The organism is Photobacterium lucens (assembly GCF_009873615.1).
Taxonomy (GTDB): domain Bacteria; phylum Pseudomonadota; class Gammaproteobacteria; order Enterobacterales; family Vibrionaceae; genus Photobacterium; species Photobacterium lucens.
Map to the genome: position 1 here is coordinate 1 of NZ_SSMG01000008.1, position 22372 is coordinate 22372.

At 39.5% G+C, this 22372-nt stretch carries 21 protein-coding genes and 1 pseudogene; 10 read left to right on the forward strand and 12 right to left on the reverse strand.

Annotated elements, in window-relative coordinates:
• Nucleotides 1-207 precede the first annotated feature (207 nt).
• On the reverse strand, nucleotides 208-1083 hold the full coding sequence (locus E5A76_RS01455) for a LysR family transcriptional regulator (RefSeq protein ID WP_161117896.1): 876 nt from the start codon (nucleotides 1081-1083) through the stop codon (nucleotides 208-210).
• Between the two features lie 161 nt (nucleotides 1084-1244).
• On the opposite strand from E5A76_RS01455, the gene E5A76_RS01460 reads away from it, so the two are divergent.
• Nucleotides 1245-2453: an MFS transporter gene (locus E5A76_RS01460; RefSeq protein WP_161117906.1), complete on the forward strand. Its 1209-nt coding sequence runs from the start codon at nucleotides 1245-1247 to the stop codon at nucleotides 2451-2453.
• A 55-nt stretch (nucleotides 2454-2508) separates the two neighbouring features.
• Here E5A76_RS01460 and E5A76_RS01465 read toward each other — a convergent pair whose 3' ends face one another.
• A complete protein-coding gene (locus E5A76_RS01465; protein WP_053986798.1) occupies nucleotides 2509-2925 on the reverse strand; it encodes a hypothetical protein in 417 nt (138 codons plus the stop codon).
• 187 nt (nucleotides 2926-3112) lie between these two features.
• On the opposite strand from E5A76_RS01465, the gene E5A76_RS01470 reads away from it, so the two are divergent.
• A complete protein-coding gene (locus E5A76_RS01470) occupies nucleotides 3113-3301 on the forward strand; it encodes a hypothetical protein (RefSeq protein WP_053986797.1) in 189 nt (62 codons plus the stop codon).
• 6 nt (nucleotides 3302-3307) lie between these two features.
• Here the strand turns inward: E5A76_RS01470 and E5A76_RS01475 are convergent, their stop codons facing one another.
• The gene (locus E5A76_RS01475; RefSeq protein ID WP_053986796.1) at nucleotides 3308-3664 is read right to left on the reverse strand and encodes a hypothetical protein; all 357 of its coding nucleotides are present in this window, start codon (nucleotides 3662-3664) and stop codon (nucleotides 3308-3310) included.
• 293 nt (nucleotides 3665-3957) lie between these two features.
• Between E5A76_RS01475 and E5A76_RS01480 the strand changes: the two genes are divergently transcribed.
• Both E5A76_RS01480 and E5A76_RS01485 read left to right on the forward strand, forming a co-directional pair.
• On the forward strand, nucleotides 3958-4626 hold the full coding sequence (locus E5A76_RS01480) for a hypothetical protein (protein WP_161117897.1): 669 nt from the start codon (nucleotides 3958-3960) through the stop codon (nucleotides 4624-4626).
• A 129-nt stretch (nucleotides 4627-4755) separates the two neighbouring features.
• On the forward strand, nucleotides 4756-4944 hold the full coding sequence (locus E5A76_RS01485; RefSeq protein ID WP_008987377.1) for a DUF4250 domain-containing protein: 189 nt from the start codon (nucleotides 4756-4758) through the stop codon (nucleotides 4942-4944).
• A 70-nt stretch (nucleotides 4945-5014) separates the two neighbouring features.
• Here E5A76_RS01485 and metR read toward each other — a convergent pair whose 3' ends face one another.
• The 7 genes from metR to E5A76_RS01520 form a co-directional block, all read right to left on the reverse strand.
• Entirely contained in the window at nucleotides 5015-5926 is a 912-nt protein-coding gene (gene metR, locus E5A76_RS01490) for an HTH-type transcriptional regulator MetR (RefSeq protein WP_161117898.1), read from the reverse strand.
• Between the two features lie 279 nt (nucleotides 5927-6205).
• Complete coding sequence (locus tag E5A76_RS01495; protein ID WP_053986793.1) at nucleotides 6206-6658, reverse strand: META domain-containing protein; 453 nt, start codon at nucleotides 6656-6658, stop codon at nucleotides 6206-6208.
• A 332-nt stretch (nucleotides 6659-6990) separates the two neighbouring features.
• Nucleotides 6991-8649, reverse strand: coding sequence for a mechanosensitive ion channel family protein (locus E5A76_RS01500; protein ID WP_161117899.1), 1659 nt, complete (start codon nucleotides 8647-8649; stop codon nucleotides 6991-6993).
• 537 nt (nucleotides 8650-9186) lie between these two features.
• Complete coding sequence (gene pstB / locus E5A76_RS01505) at nucleotides 9187-9936, reverse strand: phosphate ABC transporter ATP-binding protein PstB (protein ID WP_161117900.1); 750 nt, start codon at nucleotides 9934-9936, stop codon at nucleotides 9187-9189.
• 16 nt (nucleotides 9937-9952) lie between these two features.
• Nucleotides 9953-10840, reverse strand: a complete 888-nt coding sequence (gene pstA / locus E5A76_RS01510) for a phosphate ABC transporter permease PstA (RefSeq protein ID WP_008987370.1) — start codon at nucleotides 10838-10840, stop codon at nucleotides 9953-9955.
• A 6-nt stretch (nucleotides 10841-10846) separates the two neighbouring features.
• Nucleotides 10847-11758, reverse strand: coding sequence for a phosphate ABC transporter permease subunit PstC (gene pstC / locus E5A76_RS01515; protein WP_008987369.1), 912 nt, complete (start codon nucleotides 11756-11758; stop codon nucleotides 10847-10849).
• Between the two features lie 88 nt (nucleotides 11759-11846).
• Complete coding sequence (locus tag E5A76_RS01520; protein WP_107175654.1) at nucleotides 11847-12668, reverse strand: phosphate ABC transporter substrate-binding protein; 822 nt, start codon at nucleotides 12666-12668, stop codon at nucleotides 11847-11849.
• A gap of 453 nt (nucleotides 12669-13121) precedes the next feature.
• Between E5A76_RS01520 and E5A76_RS01525 the strand changes: the two genes are divergently transcribed.
• The 3 genes and pseudogenes from E5A76_RS01525 to E5A76_RS01535 form a co-directional block, all read left to right on the forward strand.
• Nucleotides 13122-14036, forward strand: coding sequence for a LysR family transcriptional regulator (locus tag E5A76_RS01525; protein WP_161117901.1), 915 nt, complete (start codon nucleotides 13122-13124; stop codon nucleotides 14034-14036).
• A 321-nt stretch (nucleotides 14037-14357) separates the two neighbouring features.
• Complete coding sequence (locus tag E5A76_RS01530) at nucleotides 14358-15620, forward strand: NupC/NupG family nucleoside CNT transporter (RefSeq protein WP_161117902.1); 1263 nt, start codon at nucleotides 14358-14360, stop codon at nucleotides 15618-15620.
• Nucleotides 15621-15713: 93 nt separating this feature from the next.
• Nucleotides 15714-15980: pseudogene (locus tag E5A76_RS01535) on the forward strand (hypothetical protein); the annotation flags it as partial.
• Nucleotides 15981-16063: 83 nt separating this feature from the next.
• On the opposite strand, the gene E5A76_RS01540 reads toward E5A76_RS01535, so the two are convergent.
• Nucleotides 16064-18604, reverse strand: a complete 2541-nt coding sequence (locus tag E5A76_RS01540; RefSeq protein ID WP_161117903.1) for an Ig-like domain-containing protein — start codon at nucleotides 18602-18604, stop codon at nucleotides 16064-16066.
• 258 nt (nucleotides 18605-18862) lie between these two features.
• On the opposite strand from E5A76_RS01540, the gene E5A76_RS01545 reads away from it, so the two are divergent.
• The 3 genes from E5A76_RS01545 to E5A76_RS01555 all read left to right on the forward strand — a co-directional run bounded on the left by E5A76_RS01545 (nucleotide 18863) and on the right by E5A76_RS01555 (nucleotide 21266).
• Nucleotides 18863-19246, forward strand: coding sequence for a DUF805 domain-containing protein (locus tag E5A76_RS01545; RefSeq protein WP_107165259.1), 384 nt, complete (start codon nucleotides 18863-18865; stop codon nucleotides 19244-19246).
• A gap of 189 nt (nucleotides 19247-19435) precedes the next feature.
• The gene (locus E5A76_RS01550) at nucleotides 19436-19678 is read left to right on the forward strand and encodes a hypothetical protein (protein WP_008987362.1); all 243 of its coding nucleotides are present in this window, start codon (nucleotides 19436-19438) and stop codon (nucleotides 19676-19678) included.
• A 412-nt stretch (nucleotides 19679-20090) separates the two neighbouring features.
• Nucleotides 20091-21266 (forward strand): amino acid permease, encoded by a 1176-nt coding sequence (locus tag E5A76_RS01555; RefSeq protein ID WP_161117904.1) that lies wholly within the window; start codon nucleotides 20091-20093, stop codon nucleotides 21264-21266.
• A gap of 273 nt (nucleotides 21267-21539) precedes the next feature.
• Here the strand turns inward: E5A76_RS01555 and E5A76_RS01560 are convergent, their stop codons facing one another.
• Nucleotides 21540-22106: a C40 family peptidase gene (locus E5A76_RS01560; RefSeq protein WP_161117905.1), complete on the reverse strand. Its 567-nt coding sequence runs from the start codon at nucleotides 22104-22106 to the stop codon at nucleotides 21540-21542.
• Between the last annotated feature and the right edge of the window lie 266 nt (nucleotides 22107-22372).

The window sequence follows — 22372 nt, forward strand, 5'->3', positions numbered from 1 at the left end:
ATGTAACTTATGATCTAAAGCAGTATTTTAACTGTTATGTTGCAGAAATGATAACACAATGATTTAATTTGTTTTTAATAGTAGTGTGATAACGTTAATAACTGTGTGTGAATAGTATTTATTATTATTTAATAAATTAGAATGCTTATTAATTATACAAATAATATAAATATTAATAGCAGGCGTTCATTTTTGTTATGAATATTATTAACTAGGGCAATGTTGTTTCACATAGTCAATAAACGCTTTATCTGCTAATGATAAATAGCCATTTTTGCGCCATGCCATGACGATATCTAATTGAATGGGATCTTCAAAAGGAATAGGGATCAGCTGTGGCTCATATTCAGTCACCATTTCAAGTAGGGTCGTAATCGCAAAATCTTGCCTTACGATTTTGAAAATCATTGCAAGTAGGTTGGTTTCAAAAGAAATATTTGGCGTAAATTGATGCTTTTCACAGATACTATCAATGGTTTCTCGATGAAAATAACCATGTTTAAACATCACCAATTCTTGGCTGAAGAAATCTTTAAATGAAAGGCTTTTGCGCGTTGCAAACTCATGTTGTTCGGAAACAACGGCTACCATTTGTGATTTTAAAATGGGTTCTGGATGCAGTGTTTCTGGTAACTCATGATTGATGATCACGCCAAAATCTAATTCGCCATCAATGATCATTTTTCGAATAGATTGTGTGCCAGCCTCCACAATACTGAGCTTTAAGTTTGGATATTCATTTTTAAATCCCATCATGATTTCAGGGAAGAAATAAGAGCCTAACATGCTAGGTATACCGACACGCACTTCGCCTTTTTCTAATCCTTTTAGTTCAGACATTGCAGTTTGTGCATCCTTGATCTGCTGAATAATGGCTTTAGCGTGAGGTAATAGCACTTTACCTTCATCGGTTAATTCTACTTTACGATCATTTCTCGCAAATAAGCATAAACCAAGTTGTTGTTCTAACTTCTTGATTGTCATGCTTAATGCCGGTTGAGCGATATGCAATTTCTCTGCGGCACGAGTGAAATTCTTTGTTTCTGCTAAAGCTAAAAAGTGAGTGAGTTGACGTGAGTCCATTGTTATAAATCAAAGTTATCGTGGTGATAGTTATTATATATTTTCTTTATCACCTAGCAATTGATACCGTTCAGCTCTCTTTAGCTAGATCACGCTTTACCATCTTTGTACTTACACACAGAACTAGGGGTATCGTGTCGAGTATTCCTTTTGGTGAATGTATGATTGAACTCCACTCCTCCCATTATAAAAAAGCGTGTTTTGCCCTTGCTTTAGGCTCATTCATTGTTTTCTGTAATTTGTATTTATTTCAGCCTATGTTGCCGCTTATGGCGCAAGAATTTGGTGTGAGTGCGACAGCGATTAACTGGGTGTTGGCAGCAACAACCTTGATGTTGGCATTGTGTTTGATCCCGTGGGCGATTGCTTCAGAAGTGGTTGGTCGACGAGTGATCATGTTAGTGAGTTTATCGTTACTGCCCATTGTTGGTGGGGTCATGGTTTTCAGTAATTCATTACTAACGCTAACCATATTAAGAGCATTAATGGGAATTTCAGTGGCAGGCTTTATTGCCGTTGCGGTTGCCTATATGGCAGAAGAATTTACCCCCAAAGCATTAATGGTTGCAGTCGGGAGCTATATTAGTGCTAATTCCTTAGGTGGTATTGTTGGTCGATTATACGGCGGCATTATCAGTGAGCATTATGGCTGGCACTTAGCAGTGTTGGGTTTGGCTATTTTTAGCTTAATTGGTGCTGTGATTGTTTTTAAGCTATTGCCAGAACAACAGCATTTTGAACCTAATCGACAAGGTTTACAGGCACATTCGAAACACCTTATTTATCACCTTAAACAGCCTGTTTTATGGCTAGCGATGCTGATTGGCGGTATTAACTTTGCACTGTTTGTGAATCTTTACTCGGTATCTGGTTTTCGTTTAGTGGCTGCACCATTTAATTTACCACTAAGTTGGGCAGCATTAATTTTCCTTTGTTATTTAAGTGGCACAATAACAGCGAAAATGAGTGGTAAATGGGCAAATAGATTTAGTCCGATCAGCGGTATGTTATTGGGTGGCATTGTGAGTTTAGTTGGTATGTGGCTTGGCTTAGTAGAAGCTCGCTCAATGATATTTGTAAGCTTATTATTGATCAGCTCTGGTGCATTCTTTACTCATTCGCTGGCTTATGCATGGGTTAGCAAAAATGCTCAGGTAGCAAAAGCGACAGCCACAGCCATGTACTTAGTTCATTATTATGTGGGCGGTAGTGTTGGTGGTTTCTTACTGATTTACTGCTGGCAGCATGGAGCATGGGGTGGTGTTGTTACTGGCGGTACTGTGCTTTATGGAGCAATGTTTGTACTTTGTTGGTTACTAGCAAAAGTATCTGAACGCAATAAGTCCTTATTGGTACAACCTGCCGTATAGTCATTAAAATAGGTGCGTTATAGCTCGGTAACTGAGTTATAACGCACAAGATGCATTATTTAATCTCAATCTTCAGTTTGTATTCACTGTGCTCACCACGTCGAGCAAAAGCGCGGTATTGACCAATACGAATCGTATACTTACCGCTGTATGGCAGAATATAAGTGCCTTGAGGGGACAATGATTCTGAATATTCAGATAAATCTACGCGGTTTTCAATGTGTTGGTTGAGAAGAATAAACCATAATTTAGTACTTTTAGTATCTAATGTTGCTTTTAATGCTTGACCTTTTTTAGCGTAAAAAACGTATTCATTGTAATCGTAACCTTGGACTTTGCCTGTGTATTCTGCACTGGTTGCCCCTTTTTTAAAGTGGACATCTTGGACTTTGTTTGCAGCTAGCGCAGAGAAAGAAAATAGGCTTAGGCATAGCGTAAGCAAGACAGTATTGACGCGAGAGAATAATTTCATTGTGAGATCCAGTTAAGTGATATCAAAGAAATAGAGATAACATAAGGCAAGTATATCAATGCTTAAAATGAATGCGTATATAGTGACAATAAACAGCTTTTGTTTTGATAGCAAAAAAAATCAACTAACAATACGTTTTTTTTAAGCTATTCTATGTGCATATTGTTTGTATGCTACAGGTGGGTTTATGGAAGATAAAAGCCTAATTTATCACTTAACGGTACAGCAGCGTTTAGTGCTTGCAGAGCAAGGAAAATACATTGATATATTGGTTAATGATCCTGATCGTCGTGTAAGAGAAGTGGCGAGCATACATGATTTAGATATATTAATTGACGATGATACTGCCACTGAAGATTTACTATCATCTTTATAAAATACATTATTTTATTTTCTCTACAACCGAATCTAATAATGTCGAACCATGATAAATCTTAAAGCTCAGAAAATTAACAAAAGGATATTGCTGATTAAGTATCATTTTGTCGGAGTGCATGCTGTTTAACATTTCTTTCGCTAAACCGTCTAATTGCTCAGCATTGTAAGAGCTCGGATTATATTGATAACTATAAGTTAATGTTTGTTCGGTACAATTAATAACATAATAGGCATTAACGTTGGAGTCATTGGTTTCTAAAGCATTTTTTCCAGAAGGTATGTCAGCACAAGAATAAATAGCAGCCCATGTTGGTGAACTGCTTATAAGGAACAACAATGGAAGTAGTTTTACATTTAACATAGTTATCTCCTGCTATTTGTGAGTGTTATGAGAATTGAAGAAAACGTCAAATAGCTAAACCTCTTTTTAATTTTATACCTTGTTCTTATAGATATATTTTGAATATGAGAATTTCTTAGAGTTAAGAAATTTTGATTGAAATATGCAAAAGTTGTCTTGGAAATAATAAAGGTATAGCGATGATAAATAGCTGAGAGGCGCGTGGCGATACTTGATGTATCATGCCACGGATTCACATCACCGATGAACTAGGTATAATTGCGACAATTTTTATTTATATAATGACGTTTATCATGGCTGGCTATCTCACGTTTCTTGTTCCTGCGTTATTTGGAGCGCAACTTATTCTGACTATCGTGCTAACGAAGGGCGAAATTTGTCCTGGACAGCGTGGTCGTATACACAAAATGTTACCTGTCTTGCTGGTGGGTTGGTTAGTAGCAGCTATTACTCAACCACTGGCCGTATTGCCGTTACTGGCGTTAGCGTTCTTTACCATGAAGGTGAAAACGGGTAAAACTCGCGATGCAGGGCCAATTAAGGTGTTGTATGGCAGTGACGTGCTGGCGTTTGTTTGTTGGTTAGTGCTGCTACCTACACTGAATATGCCAGAAATTGCGATTAGCTTAGTTGCGATAGCATTGTACGGTAGTGCATTAGCACATATGTTACTGACATTTGCCCGTACTCGCTTGCAAGCATTCCATCGTATTTTACCTTTTGTCGGCTTTATTAGTGCGATTTTAACGATCCTGTTTATGATTTGGCAGATCATGACATTAGGTCAGGTGAAAAGTAGTCACCATATGGTCGAAATCATCACAGCATTAGCATTAATGGTGATTGGTCTTGTGATTTGGGCTGGTCATATTCTATTGAATAAAAAGGCAAATAATTGGCAGATTGCGACTGCACTGGTGGTGTTAGTTTTTTCAGCAGGTTTGCAATTAGTCTTGTTTTAAAATCAAAGAAAAGCATGATAAGGCCGCTGATTCAGCGGCTTTTTTCTATGTTTTATCATCTGACGACTATGCTTTATAAGTAACGTTGAATGCATCTTGATCTGGCTGTAGATAGGAGTTGGAGGACGTATGGAAATTAATAACTTATTAGGTATGGATGGCAATATTGTGATTGGTATTGTTAATGAGCGTTTGCGTTTAGAGTGCAATAGCATGTCTGAACTTATAAGCCGTTACGAACTGGATGAAAATGAACTCATCGATAAGATGGCGCAATTAGGCTATCAATATGATCCGCTTACCAATCAATTTCGTTAGTTTCAGCTAATAAAGCCTCTCGCTAACATTACCTAGAGAGAGGCTTTGTCACTACATAATATTGAATAATTTAGGCTGATTTTATGCCTTCTAAGTGTTGTTGGCATTGCTGCCGAGCAGTGGCAAAGAATGCTTGTAAATAATGCCGTTGTTGCTCTGAAGCACGAATAGCCGCAAATAAACGTCGCCATAATCCTTTGCCTAATGGTTTACTCACCACCAATCCTTGGCGTGCAAAATCATGTATTGCCCAGTTAGGTAGTGCCGCTACACCTAATCCTGCCGAAACCATTTGTACCAGCATCAAAGTATTATCTGCTTGTTTCCATGCCTTGGGTTCAAGACCTGCTGGTTGAAGAAAATGCTTTACGACATCTAAACGATTTTTCTGAACTGGGTAGCTCATCATGGTTTGCTCTGCGACATCTTGCGGTGTGATATAGGGTTTATTAGCAAGTGGTGAGTTAACACTCACAATCAACCGCATTTCAAAATCAAACAGGGGCTCATAATGGATTTCGCTGCGTGGTTGAATATCTGAAGTGATCACTAAATCTAACTCACCACAGGCGAGAGCTGGGATAGGATCAAAGCCAAAACCGGAAGAAAAATCGAGGGTCACACTCGGCCAATGAATTTGGTATTCCTTAAGGGCTGGCATTAACCATTGGAAACATGAGTGACATTCTATGGCCATATGTAAGCGACCATTCGCATCTTGCTTAATATTGGCAAGTTCATGCTCAGCTTGCGTGAGTTGAGGAATAATGGCATCAGCCAAGTTTAATAAAATATCGCCTTCTGCGGTAAATTTAACAGGGCGAGTTTTGCGCAAAAAAAGTTGACCACCAAGACGCTGTTCGAGATCTTTTAGCTGATGTGACAGGGCTGACTGGGTTAAACACAGTGTATTGGCTGTTGCAGTAAGCGAGCCTGTATCGCGCAATACGGTTAAGGTTCTGAGGTGTTTTATCTCAATCATAAGTGTTCACAATCCTTGTCAACATGGGTATTTCTTCACCAATCTAACGGCTTTGGTGTTTAATGTAAACATCTAGATGGCTAAACGTCTGTGGTTGTTTGAATGCGTTATAATTCTCACAGGTACAACATAAGAAAGATAGAGAACGAAAAGATACTTGCGAACACTAGGTTTTCAGAGTGTGAGTGATGATATATATAGCTGATATTGGAAAACAGAAATGAAAAAGGCAGCCGATGATGAGCTGCCTTTTGAATTTAGAGTTTGATGTACAAATAATTATTGTGCATCAGCTGTTTTTTTAGTGAACGTTAAGGTGTGCTTAGCATTGGTTAACGTTAGCGTGTCATCAGAAACCGAAACTTTGTTCCAATCGGCCAGTGAGTCTGCAAAAGTTTGTTCAACTTTCATTGCTTCGTCTGGACATAGCATCATTGTCATACCCATTTTCTCAATGCGTAGTTGACCATCTTTCAGCTCAGCTTGACCAAAGTAGCGGTTACAGCCTGCATTACCATTGGCAGCAAGATCTGATGCAAGCTCAAGGTTTGGTGCTTGGAAAGGCTCTGGCAGTTTTACATCTTGGTTATCGATTTGAACTAGCTCCCAGCTGCCATTGCTGATTTCGTTAGCTGTAACTTTATGAGGTGTAGTTGCCTTAACTACGCCATTGCTTGCACATGCTGTTAGCATCATAGGAAGTACCAAAACTGACAGAAGACGCTTTTTCATAATAATCATTCCTGAATAAAGTCTGTTTTAAAGAGATTAAAGCGCGACAAACACATTTTAATTTTATATCAGCGAAATTGTACGCTGTTTCATTGTGTGCAGGCACTATAGCTGAATTTATTTTGCCTGTGTATTACTTTACAGTCTTTTACGTAAGTAAATGTAACCTAATTGGTTAAGCAAACGGATTATAACGTGTTAGGGCGCATGAATTATACATTAACAGTGAAAGACTTACTGAATAATGAATATGAAGATAGTTGGCTAATAAAAAGGCAAGAGTCGCGTTTTTAACGTTAACTCTTGCCTTGAACGGGTTACACAAAAGTGAATTATGCGTCTTTAGTTTCTAACGCTTTTTCAACCATGTGCAGATGTACATCTTGCTGTGGGAATGGAATAGAAATATTTTCGCGGTCGAATCGCATCTTCACTTCACGCGTAATATCCCAGTAAACATCCCAGTAATCATCAGTTTTCACCCAAGGGCGAACGATGAAATCAACAGACGATGAGTTTAATGTGTGCAGTTTAATTGTTGGCTCTGGGCTACGTAGTACAGCAGGGTGCTCAGAGACAATTTCATTTAATACACGCTCAGTTTTTTCAATGTCATCGCCATAGCCAATACCGAAGACCATGTCGACACGACGTACTTTTTCATGGGTTACGTTCTTGATGATATCACCCCAAATCTTACTATTTGGGATCATAAGCATTTCATTACTGAACGTTTTGATTGTGGTATTAACTAGGCTCATATGGCTTACTTTACCTGTGATACCACCTGCTTCTACAAGATCACCAACATCAAATGGACGATAGATCAGCAGCATCATACCAGCAGCAAAGTTAGATAATGTGTCTTGTAATGCGAAACCAACAATAATACCTGCAACACCGAAACCCGTTAGGATAGGGGCAAGGTTTAGACCTACTTGTGATAACGCAATCAGAATACCGATCGCAAATACCGCTTTACCTGACATTGAGATAAAGAACTCTTGCATCAACATCGACATTTTTAAGTTCTTTGCAGAAACGGCACGCTTAACCATTTTTCTAACAATGTTCTTTAATGTTTTGAATGCAAAGATGATCAAAACAAAAACAAATACTTTAAATAGCATTTGTGGCAGGTTATCAAATAACCATTCTTTGAGTTCTGAAGTCCAGCCTGACGCAATTGACCAAATTACCTTACTATTAAGTAAGTCGTCAGTCACATTACCTGTTTGTTCAAATAACTGTTTTTTGTACTCAGCAGTGTCAATCCCTATTTTATCTGCAATAACAATCAGTTGCTTTAGATTATCAGTGTCACTATCAACTTGGCGTTGTGCAAGAATCTGTGATAGTTGCAACGCACTTTTTTCGCTTTCTGTTGCTGATTTTAGCTGTTTATTTGCCAGTTCAAGTGCTTGACTATCAAAGCTTAGTGACGCAGACATAAAGTCTAGGCGGTGATTAACTTTCTCAGTTAATTCTTTCACAGCTTTAGGTGAAGGTTTATCTAGCTTCTCTAACCATTGGTAGTTCTGCCACTCTTCATTAAGGATCAATGTGGAATATTGACGAGTTTCTGCCAGTGATTTTAATGAGATAAGTTTTTCTGCATCTTTTGCTTTATCAAGGGCTTTTTGATCGCGGGTTAACTTATCATCAAGGTATTTATTGGCTTCTTTAACAAAAGAGATTTGCTTTTTAACTTGCTCAAGTAATAGCTTTTTATCTGAATCTTTTGTATCAATTAGCGATGCTAAAATATCACGAAGTTCATTGTTTTTATTAAGAACTTGCAAGCGGATAACATCAAGAGATGAACCTGTTGTGGTTATGGCTTCTTTTGCTAAGGTAGAAATCTCATTATTTAGCTCAAGAAGTTGTTCAACTTTAGGGTTCGTTGCTGCTTGTTGTGGTTCTTCTGTCTTAGTTGCTTGGGCAAAACTAAGTGAAGAAACTAGCAATAACATGAGTGCCAGTAAGCGCATGGGGTAATTAACTCCTGCAGGGATTAATACGATTAGTATCGTCACAGTTATGTTGGTTTATGACATAACTATGTTTAAATTTGAAAAAATTAGCGCGGATTATATAGCAGGATCTAGTTTTTTCGCTATAGGAAAATATCAGAATGATGTATCAACTTATTAAGTATGTTTGGTTGTTGTGAGTTATTTATCACAATAGGTGTTATTTCCTAGTTTATTGATTTCATAGCCAAATATAAGGAACTGATTTTTTATCTTCTAATAAGCATGTGTGGAAGTGGATAAAAATTTAACAAGGTTATTTGTAGATGTATAAAATCGTGACGTGATGTATCAAAATACGTTGTTCTTATAGAGAAGATGGGTTTCATTTGTGCTCAGTTGAGATGTCATGATTATATGAGTAAACATGCAATCAGAAAGATTGTGATTGAAACAAAAAAGCCTCTCCCGAAGAAGAGGCAAAAGTACCATCGCTATTATTATTTTTAAAAACTGCGAGGAGGAAGAGTGTTAATAATCTAAATATCTTGATTATTAACCAAAATCACCATTTACATAACCACGAGTGCGATCATCTTTAGGGTTAGTAAATAGGTTTTGTGTTTCATCATGTTCTACCAACTCACCCATTAAGAAAAATGCAGTGCGATCTGAAATACGACGTGCTTGCTGCATCGAGTGAGTAACGATAACAATGGTGAAATCTTTCTTCAGAGACTCCATTAAATCTTCGATTTTTTTGGTTGCAATCGGGTCAAGTGCTGATGTTGGTTCATCCATTAAAATCACTTCAGGTTTCATCGCAATGGTACGGGCGATACATAAACGCTGTTGCTGACCACCTGATAAGCCAAATGCGTGTGATTTCAAACGATCTTTTACTTCATCCCACAATGCTGCACCACGTAGCGATTGCTCCACGACTTCATCTATCACTTTTTTGTCTTTTACGCCTTGAGCGCGTAGACCGTATGCAACGTTCTCGTAGATGCTCATTGGGAACGGGTTTGGCTTTTGGAAAACCATACCAACTTTAATGCGAAGCTGTGATACGTCGATATTGCCGTATACATTTTCGTCATCCATTGTTAATGAGCCCTTGATTGTTACGCCTTCAATAAGGTCGTTCATACGGTTCAAACAACGTAGTAGGGTAGATTTACCACAACCAGATGGACCGATAAGCGCCGTTACTTGGCGGTTTGGGATCGGTAAGTTGATTTTCTTTAGAGCTTGGTTTTGGCCGTAAAATAGATCTAGATTTTCAATGTTAAATTTATTCATTTTCTCTTCCTCAAAATTAGTAAGTCGCAGTGTTAAAACGGCTAGCAATCAGTTTGGTAATTAAGTTAATAACAAGAACAATGACAATCAGAACAGTGGCAGTGCCGTAGGCCTGATTCCATTCGTGAACGGTGTAAAGTTCTTGAGTTAATTTATAAAGGTGCACGGTAAGTGTTCGACCTGAGTCAAAAACACTTTCAGGGATACGTGCAACCATACCTGCTGTCATGAATACGGGTGCTGATTCACCAATAACACGACCGACACTGAGGATGATTGAAGTGACAATTCCTGGCATTGCACTAGGAAGGATCAGTCTCCAAATGGTGTAGATTTTAGATGCACCCAAACCATAAGAACCTTCACGGTAAGTTTGAGGTACAGCCATTAACGCTTCCTCGGTAGTACGGATGATCACAGGAAGGATCAAAATACTTAGTGTTAATGCACCCGATAGGATCGAGTAACCAAAACCAAGCACAACTACGAAGAAAGTCATACCAAATAAACCATAAATAATTGATGGAATACCGGCGAGAGATTCTGTACAGAATCGAATAACTTTTACTAAACGGCTACCTACTTTTGCATATTCTGTTAGGTAGATTGCCGTCATAATGCCAAGTGGAGCCGCAACTGCAATGGATGCCAGCACCATATAAATGGTCGAAACAACCATAGGCCAGATACCTGATTCTTGACCGATAGTGGTGTAATCCGACGTGATGAATGACCAGTTAACATGGGCAAGGCCATTACTTAAGATGTACCAGATAACCCAAAGAAGGAAACCGACAGTGACGCCTGCAGATAACCAAATGAGTGCTAAAGAAATCTGATCTTTACGTTTTTGGGCTTTAGGGTTTGCACTTTGAAGTGCTGAATTATTTGCTGTTAAAGACATTCTTTATTACCTCGCACGCTCACGGTTTAAGAATAGAAGCGCACCATTTAGCAGCATGATGAATACCAGCAATACAATACCGGTAGCGTAAAGTGCACTTGCGTGTATACCTGTTGCGTAAGACATTTCGATAGCGATGTTAGCGGTTAACGTACGCGCTGATTCAAGTAAACCTTCAGGCATAGCGGGGGAGTTACCCATTACCATAATGATTGCCATCGTTTCACCTAATGCACGTGCAACACCTAAAATCACACCTGTCATGATGCCTGAGCGAGCAGCTGGGACGAGTAATTTAAAAATCGTAAACATTGATGATGCACCTAACGCTAATGACCCTTCTTTATAGGCGCGTGGTACAGCACGAATAGAGGTTTCTGATACAGTAATTACCGTTGGTAGGATCATCACTGCCAGAACAATAATACCGGCTAAAATCGTATTACCTGCAGGTACGTTGAACCAGTCTTGGATAAGTGGAACGATAATAACAAGGCCGAAGAAACCGTAAACAACAGAAGGAATACCTGCCAGTAGCTCAATCATAGGACGAATAAGATCGGCTAAACGTTTAGGTGCAACTTCTGCGATAAAAATAGCGGTTAGAACACCGATAGGCACACCAATAACCACAGCGCCCGCTGTTGATACTAATGAAGCCACAATCATAGGGGCGATACCGTAAAGCGCTGGTGGTAACCAATCTGTGCCTAAAACGATACCTGTAATACCGGCTTGAGCAAAAGCTGCATAGCCTTCACGGAAAATAAAGTAGCCGATAGTGATAAGGGATAAAATGCCAATAGCGGCACTTAGCATGAAGAGGTTTTTAAAGAAAACTTCGCGCCAATCAATGCGTTTTTTTGATTTAAGCGAAGTTTGCTTCTTTGCTGTTTTTTCAATATTCGCGATGGTCATTACTTACTCCAGAACCAGTACAAACGTGACCAGTTACTGAGAAATCAAAAAAACGCCCAGCTCAATGAGCTGAGCGTAAAAATACTTATTAGTGCGTAGAGATGAAGCCTTTGCTTTCAACAATTTTTTGTGCGTCAGCAGTTTTCATCCAAGATAGGAATTTAAGCGCTTCAGCTGATGGACGACCTTCTTTATAAACAACAAGGAATGGACGTTGAACTGTGTAGTCACCAGACTTGATAGCAGCAACTGATGGCTTGTGACCGTCGATTGCTAGAGGTTTAACAGTATTATCAACAGAGCCTAGAGAGATGTAGCCGATTGCAAATGGGTTGTTAGCAACAGTTGTTTTTAGCTGACCATTACCACTTGCCACTTGTGCTTTTTGTGAAATTGCAGAAACTTTCACGCCATTGATTTTTTTCTTAAGGCTCATGATGTCTTCAAATGCACCGCGAGTACCTGATGCTGTATCACGTGTAGCAACAACGATTGGCTTATCTTCACCGCCAACTTGTTTCCAGTTTGTCACTTCACCTTTGTAGATTTTAGCAACTTGCTCTTTCGTTAAGTCTGAAACAGGGTTGCTGTTGTTTACGACAACGGCAATACCGTCACGAGCGATAACCACTTCTTTCACTTCTGGTGATTCTTCAGACGTTTTAAGGTCACGTGAAGACATACCTAGATCGGCTGAGCCATCGTGTGCAGTACGGATGCCTGCTGATGAACCTGGGCCTTGAACCTCAACTGTTACGTCATTTGATTTAGCATAAGTTTCACCAAATACTTCCATTAATGGTGATACAGAGCTTGAACCTACAACAGAGATAGTTTCGCCTGCAATTGCTGCAGTGCTAGCTACCATTGTTCCTGCTAAAGCGATTGCGCCGATAATCTTTGTTTTCATTTTCCTAGTCCTTTCGTGTTTGCTGATTACTATAGGTTTGAATGAACGAGACAAAGGTTAGGAAAGTTATGTGACACTTATGTTTCAGAACTTTGAACACTCTATGAATGTTGTCATAAATACTTAATAGGAATTGAAACTGATTTAAATTCAATCGTATTATTTGATATTTATTAAGTTATTTCTTTTAAGTATATGTTTTTGCGAGGCTAGATCTGATTTTTTGTGTCTTATGAAATATTAGAAAGTATTTTAATTATGCTGAAGTTGTACATATTTATGACCATATAAGTTTATGACAGTCATATTTCAATCTGAATTTTAGTGTGATTTCCTTCCAAGGTTTCAATAGGTTGTCGCTCTTTCTATCTATAGTAGAATAAGAAAAATGTTGTTTAGTATGCTTTTACGTTTAAAAGTCATTACAACTATTTGAAGTCATAAAGGTTATCAATGTTAAAAAAAGCGCAGCAAATGGTTGTGTTCAATGCTTTGACAAAACAGCAGAGTTTTACCAAAGCAGCACAGTTACTTGAGATCTCCCGTACTCAAGTCAGTAAATTAGTACAGCAACTAGAAGAGCGACTAGGGGTTCAATTGGTGCAGCGTACCACTCGCTCATTTGCTTTAACTGAATCGGGACGTATCTTTGCAAAGCATTGTGAAAAGGTTGTTGACGAGATCAATGAAGCTGAAAGTGAGTTGTTAGCACTGGGTGATAGCCAGCAAGGTTCATTAAGAGTGGGGATCGCTCAATCTTTCGCGTCTAACCATGTTGCGCCTTACATCAATGAATTTCACGAACGCCATCCATTAGTAAATCTTGAGTTGAGTTTGTTTGATCATCGTGTCGATCTTATTGCCGAGCAATTTGACTTGTGGATTGGTTTTATGGACTCACCGCCAGAAGGTTTTGTTGCTCGCCATCTTACTAATTGTGATTTTGTCTTAGTTGCAAGCCCTGACTACCTTGCGAAACATGGTGTGCCTTACCATCCGGATGATTTGAAACAACATAACTGTATTACCTATTTTAGCCGTGAGCGTAAGGATAATATTTGGAACTTCAGTCTGAAAGAAGAAGATTTGCAAGTAAAGGTAACAGGGAATTATCGTGTCGATTCCGCTGATGCTATCCGTGATGCAACTATTGCAGGTAATGGAGTAGGATATTTAGCGACATATTTATTAAAAGATGAAATTCGTCAGGGGAAGCTCATTCGTCTGATGCCGGAATGGCAATTAACACAGCACATGCCTTTATATGCGGTTTATCCTCGCCATAAATATTTGCCAACAAAGGTTAACCTGTTTATTGAATTTATCCGAGAGCATATCGAACTGGGTAATATTTCCTGCCAAATATAGTGAAAAGTCTGCTGGTGGGAATAAATAGCGTAAGTTGGCGTATTTATTTTCACCAATCATATGATGTAAAAAGCGACAGCTTGACGCAAACGGTTAGCCAAACGCTGTCGCAAACGTTTCTAATTGTAAACTATAGAAACAATAGTATTCCTTATAGGAACCAATATCACGTATTTCGTTTGCTTAGCTGAAAAAAACAGCGGTTATGGCGAAAGTTGTTATTGATTGGTTAATGGTAATAACAATTTGATCCTTGTCACACTTTTATTTCTCCCTAAAATCCCCCCGCAATCGTTTACTACTACACATTGGAGAATGACCATGCATTATTTGGTCGGCATCTTAGGCATTATCGTAATCTTTGCCGTTGGTTTTTTATTTTCTGAAAATCGTCGCGCGGTAAATTGGCGCACCGTATTGGGTGCATTTTGCGTGCAAGTGATCTTTGCTGGCTTTATTTTATACGTGCCTATTGGTCGTGTAGTTTTAAACAGTGTTTCTGGTGCAGTATCAGGCATCATTGAATATGGCCATGAGGGTACAGAATTCCTATTTGGTCAATTAGCACAATTTAAACTAGGTTTTATTTTTGCGGTTAACGTACTCCCTTCTATCGTATTTTTCTCTGCGTTGATCTCTGTGCTTTATTACCTAGGTGTAATGAAGTGGGTGATCCGTGGTATCGGTGGCGTGTTGCAGTATTTTTTAGGTACTACACGTACAGAATCGATGTCGGCAACGGCAAATATCTTTGTTGGTTCAGTTGAAGCGCCGCTGGTTGTACGTCCATTCCTGTCTCGTATGACACGCTCTGAACTGTTTGCAGTTATGGTTGGCGGTCTAGCTTCTGTTGCTGGCGGTACTATGGTGGGTTATGCAGGTTTAGGCGTTCAGCTGAAATACCTTATTGCTGCAAGCTTTATGTCTGCGCCTGCGGGTTTGATGATGGCGAAATTGCTTGTACCTCAAACTGAAGGTGTTCACACCATGGAAGAAGAAGATGACGGTGAAGAAGATGAACCAGTAAACATGGTTGATGCCGCTTCTCGTGGTGCGCTTAGCGGTTTACAAATTGCAATGGCAGTAGGTGCGAGTTTACTTGCAGTGATCAGCTTAATTGCATTAGTGAACGGTGGTCTAGGTCATGTAGGTAATTGGTTAGCTTCTGTTGGTCAATGGTTAGGCTTTGATTGGAATGGTCTACATCACCTAAGCTTAGATATGATCTTTGGTTATGTATTTGCACCTGTTGCTTGGTTAATTGGTGTGCCATGGTCTGAAGCAACAACGGCAGCAAGCTTGATCGGTACTAAGATTGCGGTTAACGAATTTATTGCATTTGCAGAGCTAATGAAGCCTGAAACCATTGCAAAACTGAGTGAGCACTCTCAAGCAATCGTGACTTTTGCTCTATGTGGTTTTGCTAACCTAACTTCTATTGCAATGTTAATGGGTGGTTTAGGCGGTATCGTTCCTCAACGTCGTCCTGAGATTGCACGTTTGGGTATGAAAGCGATCTTTGCTGCAACCCTAGCAAACTTAATGAGTGCAACGTTAGCGGGTTTATTTATTCCACTTTCGTAGTAACATCGCTCAGTAAGCGGTTAAGATTGAACAGAGAGCTTAAGCTCTCTGTTTTCGTATGGGCTATTCATTGATTAAAAGGATCTAAATGCGATGAAATCGGATGTTGATAAGCTAGTAGCGAAACATGCTGAATTGATCCATAGCGATGGTTTAAAAGTGCATTCTCATACTCAACGTGAAGATGGTGATTGGATCCTGCATACCTTGATGATTGAAGGCTATGATGTGCCTTTTAAGTTTAAGCGAAAGAAAAAATACCAAAGCCTAAAGGGTGCGAAAGTGAATATGACCTATTACCCTGAAACGGTGACGGTTGCAGGCTTTGAAGTCGAGACCATGAAAGTGGTGCGAATTAAGCCGCTATTAATTGTAAGTTATAAGAAGAATAAAAAACGCCAAGGCAGCTATTTGCCTTGGCGTTGTTGTTTCTACTGCTTTAGTTATCGCTGGCTATTCATTTCTTGCAGTTTTTTCCCAATAGGGCCTGAGAAGTTAAAACCATCATGCACATCCCAGTTAATTGACCATGTCATTACACCACCAAAGTTAGGGTAGAGTTTTGTTGGTACAACTGAATCACAACGGCTGCCTTTCGTGACACAATCAAGGGCATCAATAATGTTTTGGGTAGGGGCTTGACCTGAGTTAGCTGAGCTTGGGCCTGAAGGTAAACCAATAGCGACTTGATCATCACGAAGTGGTGCAAATTGGCTACCATCTGCGAGCTCAAAGCCTTCAATCAGCATTTTGACTGATGCTACCATCATATCCACCGAGCCTTCAGGTGCAGCACCTGATATGTATGGATTGGCTAGGCCGCCATTATTGTATAGCTGGACGTGAAGCAAGTTCAGCATGTCACGTAATTGATCAATCATAGGAATGTAAGCGCCCCAGATACCAGAGTAAGCAATCATGCCTCCTTGTACATAAGGGTGTTCTGGTGCCATGGTGAGATACATATCACCACCAATATTTTTCTCAATCTGTTTTAATGCGACAGGTAAACGAGCTTGGATCTGGGTACCATGAAGCAGATTAGAGCCACTTTCTAAATCGATATCTAAACCGTCAAAACCCCATTCGTTGATAATGTCAGTTAGGCTTGAAACAAAGTTCGCTTGGTCTGAATCGGTATTTAGCGTGATAGTACCTTCAGCACCACCGAGTGATAGTACGATGATTTTACCTTGGGCACGAAGCTTACGTACGTCATCTTTAAATTGTTGGGGATCTAACGGAGCACAACTGCTGTGCATATCGCCATTGTATAGATTGAAGTGAACAGTACCGTTACTGTTTCTATCGTTATCAGCAAAGGCAATGTCGATAATATCCCAGTCAGGTGAAATATCACCAAGACGGATAGGACAGCCAGAGCCATTAACAAAGTTATGCCAGTAACCAATTAGGTTGTGTTTGGTATCAATAGGCTCTTGTACTTTAATGCTAGCAGCTGTAGATAATGCCGTTTCACCATTACCAGTTGTTGCTAGGGCTGTCACGGTGTAACTGCCTGCTGATTGTGCAGTCCAAGATGCGCTGTAAGGAGCTGTTGTATCAGTAGCAACAATATTACCGTTAATAATGAAATCAACCTGACGCACATCACCTGTGAGTGCTGTTGCGGTTGCAGAAAGGGTTAATGTTTTGCCTAAGGTAACTACCGAGCCACTGGCAGGTGAGGTTAGAGTAGTCACTATGGCTTGATCACTGACGGTCACAGTTGCGCTTGCTTCGCCTGTATTGGCTTCATTATCGGTTGCAACGGCTTTGATGGTGGTATTACCTAATCCTGATGCTAGCCATTGTGCGCTGTACGGTGCGCTGGTATCCGTTTCAATCAGCTGATCGTTAGCGTAGAAACTGACTTGTGTCACAGTACCATCAGCATCAGTCGCTTCAGCATCAATGGTTAATGTTGTGCCTGCTAGTACAGTTTGTTGACCACTTAATGATGTTAATGTCACTTCAGGTGCAATGGCACAAATACCGAGATCAGTCCATGCATCACTCCAATGTTGACCTTCACCCGGAGCATAGGCCCAATCTGAAGAGGAAGAGCACCAACCAGCAATATCACAGCGATATTTATGGTTGTTATTTTCAACTAAATCACCCGCCGCATATTGAGTGCCTGACTTAAAGGTTGGAATATCGCCACAACCGCCGCCAACGATGACTTCATTAACATTAATGCTGACTGCTGTTGAGGTTGTTGCACTGCCTTCATTATCTGTCGCTTTGGCAATGATCTGGTGGCTGCCAGCAGTGGCTGTCCATTGAGTTGTGAACGGTGCTGATGTACTCGTCGCAATAAGCTGATCATCAACAAAGAACTCTACTTTAGTAACCGAGCCATCTTTATCTTGTGCGTTGGCAGTTATCGTAACACTATCGCCTTCAGTTACATTCGAATCTGCCGTTGGTGAGCTGATAGCAACCGTTGGTGCTATGTTCTCATTAGCAGAGATAACACTCACAGTGACGGTATCGGTTTGGGTTGCGTTTTCGTTATCAGTCGCAACCGCTGAGATTGTGTGGTTACCGAGTACGGTGGTCCAATTGATCTGATACGGTGCTTTATCAATAACTGCGATGGATTGTTGATTTAAGAAAAACTCAACTTGTTTGATTGTGCCGTCTTTATCGCTGGCATTGGCTGCAATAGTGATGTCACTGCTTTCACTGAGTTGTGCATAATCAACTGGTGAGGTAAGCGCAACTGTTGGTACTTGGTTTCCACCTGCATCACAACTATCAACTAACGTCCATTCTTGCCAATCTCCTGAATGACTACTTGGCGCGTTACCTTGTGACCACCAATTCGCTTTATAAAGGCTGCCTTGTTGTTGCACTTGGCTGCCACCGTTATATGCGATATCAGCTTGCCACTCATCGATATTGGTACAATCTGCTGCGTATGCCTGTGATGCGCTAAAAGCGACGGTTAATGCACAGGTAAGAAGTGTCTTTCGCATTGTCTATCCCTATTGCAGTTAGTGTTAGTAGCACTAATAATGAGATAGGAAAGGTTAATAAGCGTAAAACTATATGCATAATTTATAGGCTTTATAACCTTACTCACAATGCCGATAAAATAGACAGTCGCTATTATTTTTATTTTCGAGCAGCCTCACATCAGATGTTACTAATAAAAGACTTGGCTACTATCTTGAAAAGGCATACATTTTAAACATATTTATTCGGTTCTATATTTGGGCATAAAGGGAAGAAAGATGGATTGGTACATTGCGGTATTAAAAAAGTACGCACAGTTTAATGGGCGTTCTCGTCGTAAAGAGTTTTGGTTTTTTACTTTAATTAGTGCGTTAGTTAGTTTGGCACTCGGTGTTGCAGATAGTGTTTTAGGCTTGCCTACATTTGGCGATGGCTACGGACTATTAGCAGCATTGTATTCACTCTTTATTGTGATCCCTAATCTTGCCGTGATTGTCCGTCGTTTGCATGACCAAGATCGTACAGGTTGGTGGGCACTGATCATGTTTGTTCCGATTGTAGGTATCTTAGTGCTGATCTATTTCATGGTACAAGACAGCAAGCCAGGTGATAACCGATTTGGGCCAAATCCAAAACAAGAAAACGGTTCATTCACGGTGTAAATGCCAATTAATAATTTCATTAAATTCAAAAGCTCAGATTCATACGCTGAGCTTTTTTTATGGATGAATTTTAAACTAATAAGTGGAAAAACACATAAACTGAGGATAGTGCCCTTGCATAAATTGCTATGTTTGGTACAAAGAAATGAGCGGATATGGAAAAACGCGATTGTTTTGTAGGAGGCAACTATGTCTATTGCTGATAAATTATTGAGCCAAGCTATTCTTGAACAAGTAAAGCGTGATGGTGCATTGAACGCGTTAGAAACTGTGTACGCCAAAGCACGTTACGCACACTTTAAACGTGTTAAGTGGGGCTCTCAATTCTTTGATGGTATTCAGTTTGGTGACGGTAGTTTAATTGCGGTAAAACCAGGCTCATTTAACAGCTTAACATTAGTGAGTCTTGCCTCTGAAAAACAAATGGGATAACTACCCATTATTCTGACTAACTACCTCTTTGAAGTATTCGATAAGCCTTTAGTTATAACTACTGAAGGCTTTTATAAGCATTTTGCTGGTCTGAGGATACAATATCCCATTTCATTCCACTGTAATGTGTTTTAGTATGACAACAGATGAGCGATGTGCGTTTTGACCGAAACAACACATCATGACCACTCATCATGAATAATATCGTTTTTGGAGTACGATTAATGTTATGTGACCTTTCAAAAAAATCAATACAGCGACATTCTCTGTCGTCTGTCCTACCAGTTCAGTCCTTATTTTCATCTCGATTTAGTTACGGCTTATAAAAGCCGCCAATATTGTTTTTATATATTCGAGAAATAGCAGCTCACCGCTGAGGCTTAGTGCTGCAAGTATGAAGTAAGGGTTTTGTGTGAATTTAAAATTATTAGGTAGCTCGCTAATTATTGCGGGCACGGCGCTTGGTGCCGGCATGTTAGCTATTCCAATGGTATTAGCTCAGTTTGGATTGCTTTCTGGTACGATTTTGATGTTAGTTATTTGGAGCGGAACGACTTATGCCGCTTTGTTATTGCTAGAAGCCAGCATTAAAGTTGGTGGCGGATTAGGGATGAATACCATTGCTAAGCAGACATTAGGTAAAGGCGGTCAGCTAATTACCAATGGTTTGCTTTATGCTCTTTTGATCTGCTTATTAATGGCTTACATCATTGGTGCAGGGGATTTAGTTCATAAACTCATGCTAAATGTGGGCTTAGATCTGTCTTTAGCACAAAGCCAAATCATATTTACTGTAATTGCAGGTGCGATTGTAGCAGCAGGGACTGGCGTTATTGATAAACTCAATCGTGTATTGTTCTTATCGATGCTAGCGATGTTGGTTATTACCTTATTTGCTCTTGTGCCTAATATGTCATTAGCACATTTCTTTAACTCAAGTAACGATAGCAATATTGATTTGATCAAAACCAGTGCGGTGCTATTTACCAGTTTTGGCTTCTTCCCTGTGATCCCATCGCTCGTGTCATACAACCATAAAGCGACGCATCAACAGCTTAGAAATATGATCCTGATTGGTTCCTTTATCCCGCTGTTGTGTTACCTACTTTGGTTGTATGCCGTAGTGGGGAGCTTATCTTCTGAGCAGTTATCACAATTTAATAATGTGTCTGAGTTGATCAATGTCTTAGCTGCACGCTTTGATGGTATTCATGTGATTTTGTCACTGTTTACGGGTCTAGCGTTATTGACATCGTTCTTTGGTGTTGCGCTATCCCTGTTTGATCAAAACGTTGATCTATTTAAGCAAAATCGTGCTGTAACTTATGTGATTACATTTATTTTGCCATTGCTAGGGGCACTGTTTGCTGCTGATAAGTTCTTACCAGTGTTAAGTTATGCAGGATTAATCTTAGTGTTCATCGCTATTTTTATACCGATGTTGATGGTAAGAAACTTACGTAAAGACGATAAAACACATCAGGCTGTATCAGCGAATGAGTTACATTATGAAGTTGCTGGTGGACAAGTTGCGATGGCTATCTGCCTTGGCTTTGGCTTGTTCTTGATTGGCGCTCAGGTGATTTAAACCTAGCTATAATAGGAAAGTGTGGGGCTGTTAGATTGACCGATCTAACAGCCCCTTATTCTTGGTATATACAAGGTGACCGAACCTGTATAACCAAATGGTAATGACTATTGGAGTACGATACAGCTATCGTTAGCAATTACCTTAGTTGAGCCTGATGATACAAAGTTTCTTGTTATAGAGCTAGATGACAGGAATTTTAGCAATTTCAGAAGTGTAAAGAATAAATGACACTAAAAAAGGAGCACTAAGCTCCTTTTTTGATTGAGAAAATTACATACGAACCACGGTTAAATAACGCTTTGGATAACCACTCTTATAGTAATCTGTTTCTGTCACACCAAAGTGTTTCTTTGATGATGAACTATGGACAAACTTTAAAGAGTTTTTACCTACTTCAGTGATAATGCCTGCGTGTCCAGGTCTACGTACGTTAGGGTTAGTACCTGTAAAAACAATTAAATCACCCACTTGCGCATTTTTTAATGAGACTTTCTTCGAGAAAAGAGAAGGATAAGCAGCAGTAGTACGTGGAATACTGATATCGTACTTGTTATATACATATTTTATAAAGCCGGAGCAATCAAAGCCTTTTGGGGTATTGCCACCCCACACATATTTTGTGCCGATGTATTTTCGAGCAAACTTAACCATCTCTTGCTCTTTTTGTCGTTGAGCTTTAGCGATGTGTTTTACTGTTTTTTGATGCGTTGTTGTCGTAACAACGGGTTTTTTAATTGATTGTTCTGTTTGCGGTGATGCATTTACCGTGGATTCACAAGCAACGAGAAAGAAAAGAGAGCAGCCGAAAAGCGCTAATGTGGATTTTGGTAATGTCATAATGATAATTAGGTGCTTCAATAAGTAACAGAGCGATTAAGATGTTAATGATAACGCTTTGCTTTTTTTTGTGTAACTGTTTTTAGGGCATTACATCCTCATTACATATAGCTTATTGATTTCTCACTTATAAAAGTTACAAATTTAATGGTTATTCAAATTATATAATTGAATATTATTTATCATGTTGATGGTTTAGCAGTTAAATTGTTTACGTTATAGCAATGATCAAACACAACATCATTTATGTGATGAATATCTATAAT

Bases quoted from the DNA above. Each gene is read 5' to 3' on its own strand.
- E5A76_RS01455 (WP_161117896.1), bottom strand. From the start codon at position 1,083: ATGGACTCACGTCAACTCACTCACTTTTTAGCTTTAGCAGAAACAAAG.
- E5A76_RS01460 (WP_161117906.1), top strand. From the start codon at position 1,245: ATGATTGAACTCCACTCCTCCCATTATAAAAAAGCGTGTTTTGCCCTT.
- E5A76_RS01465 (WP_053986798.1), bottom strand. From the start codon at position 2,925: ATGAAATTATTCTCTCGCGTCAATACTGTCTTGCTTACGCTATGCCTA.
- E5A76_RS01470 (WP_053986797.1), top strand. From the start codon at position 3,113: ATGGAAGATAAAAGCCTAATTTATCACTTAACGGTACAGCAGCGTTTA.
- E5A76_RS01475 (WP_053986796.1), bottom strand. From the start codon at position 3,664: ATGTTAAATGTAAAACTACTTCCATTGTTGTTCCTTATAAGCAGTTCA.
- E5A76_RS01480 (WP_161117897.1), top strand. From the start codon at position 3,958: ATGGCTGGCTATCTCACGTTTCTTGTTCCTGCGTTATTTGGAGCGCAA.
- E5A76_RS01485 (WP_008987377.1), top strand. From the start codon at position 4,756: ATGGAAATTAATAACTTATTAGGTATGGATGGCAATATTGTGATTGGT.
- metR (WP_161117898.1), bottom strand. From the start codon at position 5,926: ATGATTGAGATAAAACACCTCAGAACCTTAACCGTATTGCGCGATACA.
- E5A76_RS01495 (WP_053986793.1), bottom strand. From the start codon at position 6,658: ATGAAAAAGCGTCTTCTGTCAGTTTTGGTACTTCCTATGATGCTAACA.
- E5A76_RS01500 (WP_161117899.1), bottom strand. From the start codon at position 8,649: ATGCGCTTACTGGCACTCATGTTATTGCTAGTTTCTTCACTTAGTTTT.
- pstB (WP_161117900.1), bottom strand. From the start codon at position 9,936: ATGAATAAATTTAACATTGAAAATCTAGATCTATTTTACGGCCAAAAC.
- pstA (WP_008987370.1), bottom strand. From the start codon at position 10,840: ATGTCTTTAACAGCAAATAATTCAGCACTTCAAAGTGCAAACCCTAAA.
- pstC (WP_008987369.1), bottom strand. From the start codon at position 11,758: ATGACCATCGCGAATATTGAAAAAACAGCAAAGAAGCAAACTTCGCTT.
- E5A76_RS01520 (WP_107175654.1), bottom strand. From the start codon at position 12,668: ATGAAAACAAAGATTATCGGCGCAATCGCTTTAGCAGGAACAATGGTA.
- E5A76_RS01525 (WP_161117901.1), top strand. From the start codon at position 13,122: ATGTTAAAAAAAGCGCAGCAAATGGTTGTGTTCAATGCTTTGACAAAA.
- E5A76_RS01530 (WP_161117902.1), top strand. From the start codon at position 14,358: ATGCATTATTTGGTCGGCATCTTAGGCATTATCGTAATCTTTGCCGTT.
- E5A76_RS01540 (WP_161117903.1), bottom strand. From the start codon at position 18,604: ATGCGAAAGACACTTCTTACCTGTGCATTAACCGTCGCTTTTAGCGCA.
- E5A76_RS01545 (WP_107165259.1), top strand. From the start codon at position 18,863: ATGGATTGGTACATTGCGGTATTAAAAAAGTACGCACAGTTTAATGGG.
- E5A76_RS01550 (WP_008987362.1), top strand. From the start codon at position 19,436: ATGTCTATTGCTGATAAATTATTGAGCCAAGCTATTCTTGAACAAGTA.
- E5A76_RS01560 (WP_161117905.1), bottom strand. From the start codon at position 22,106: ATGACATTACCAAAATCCACATTAGCGCTTTTCGGCTGCTCTCTTTTC.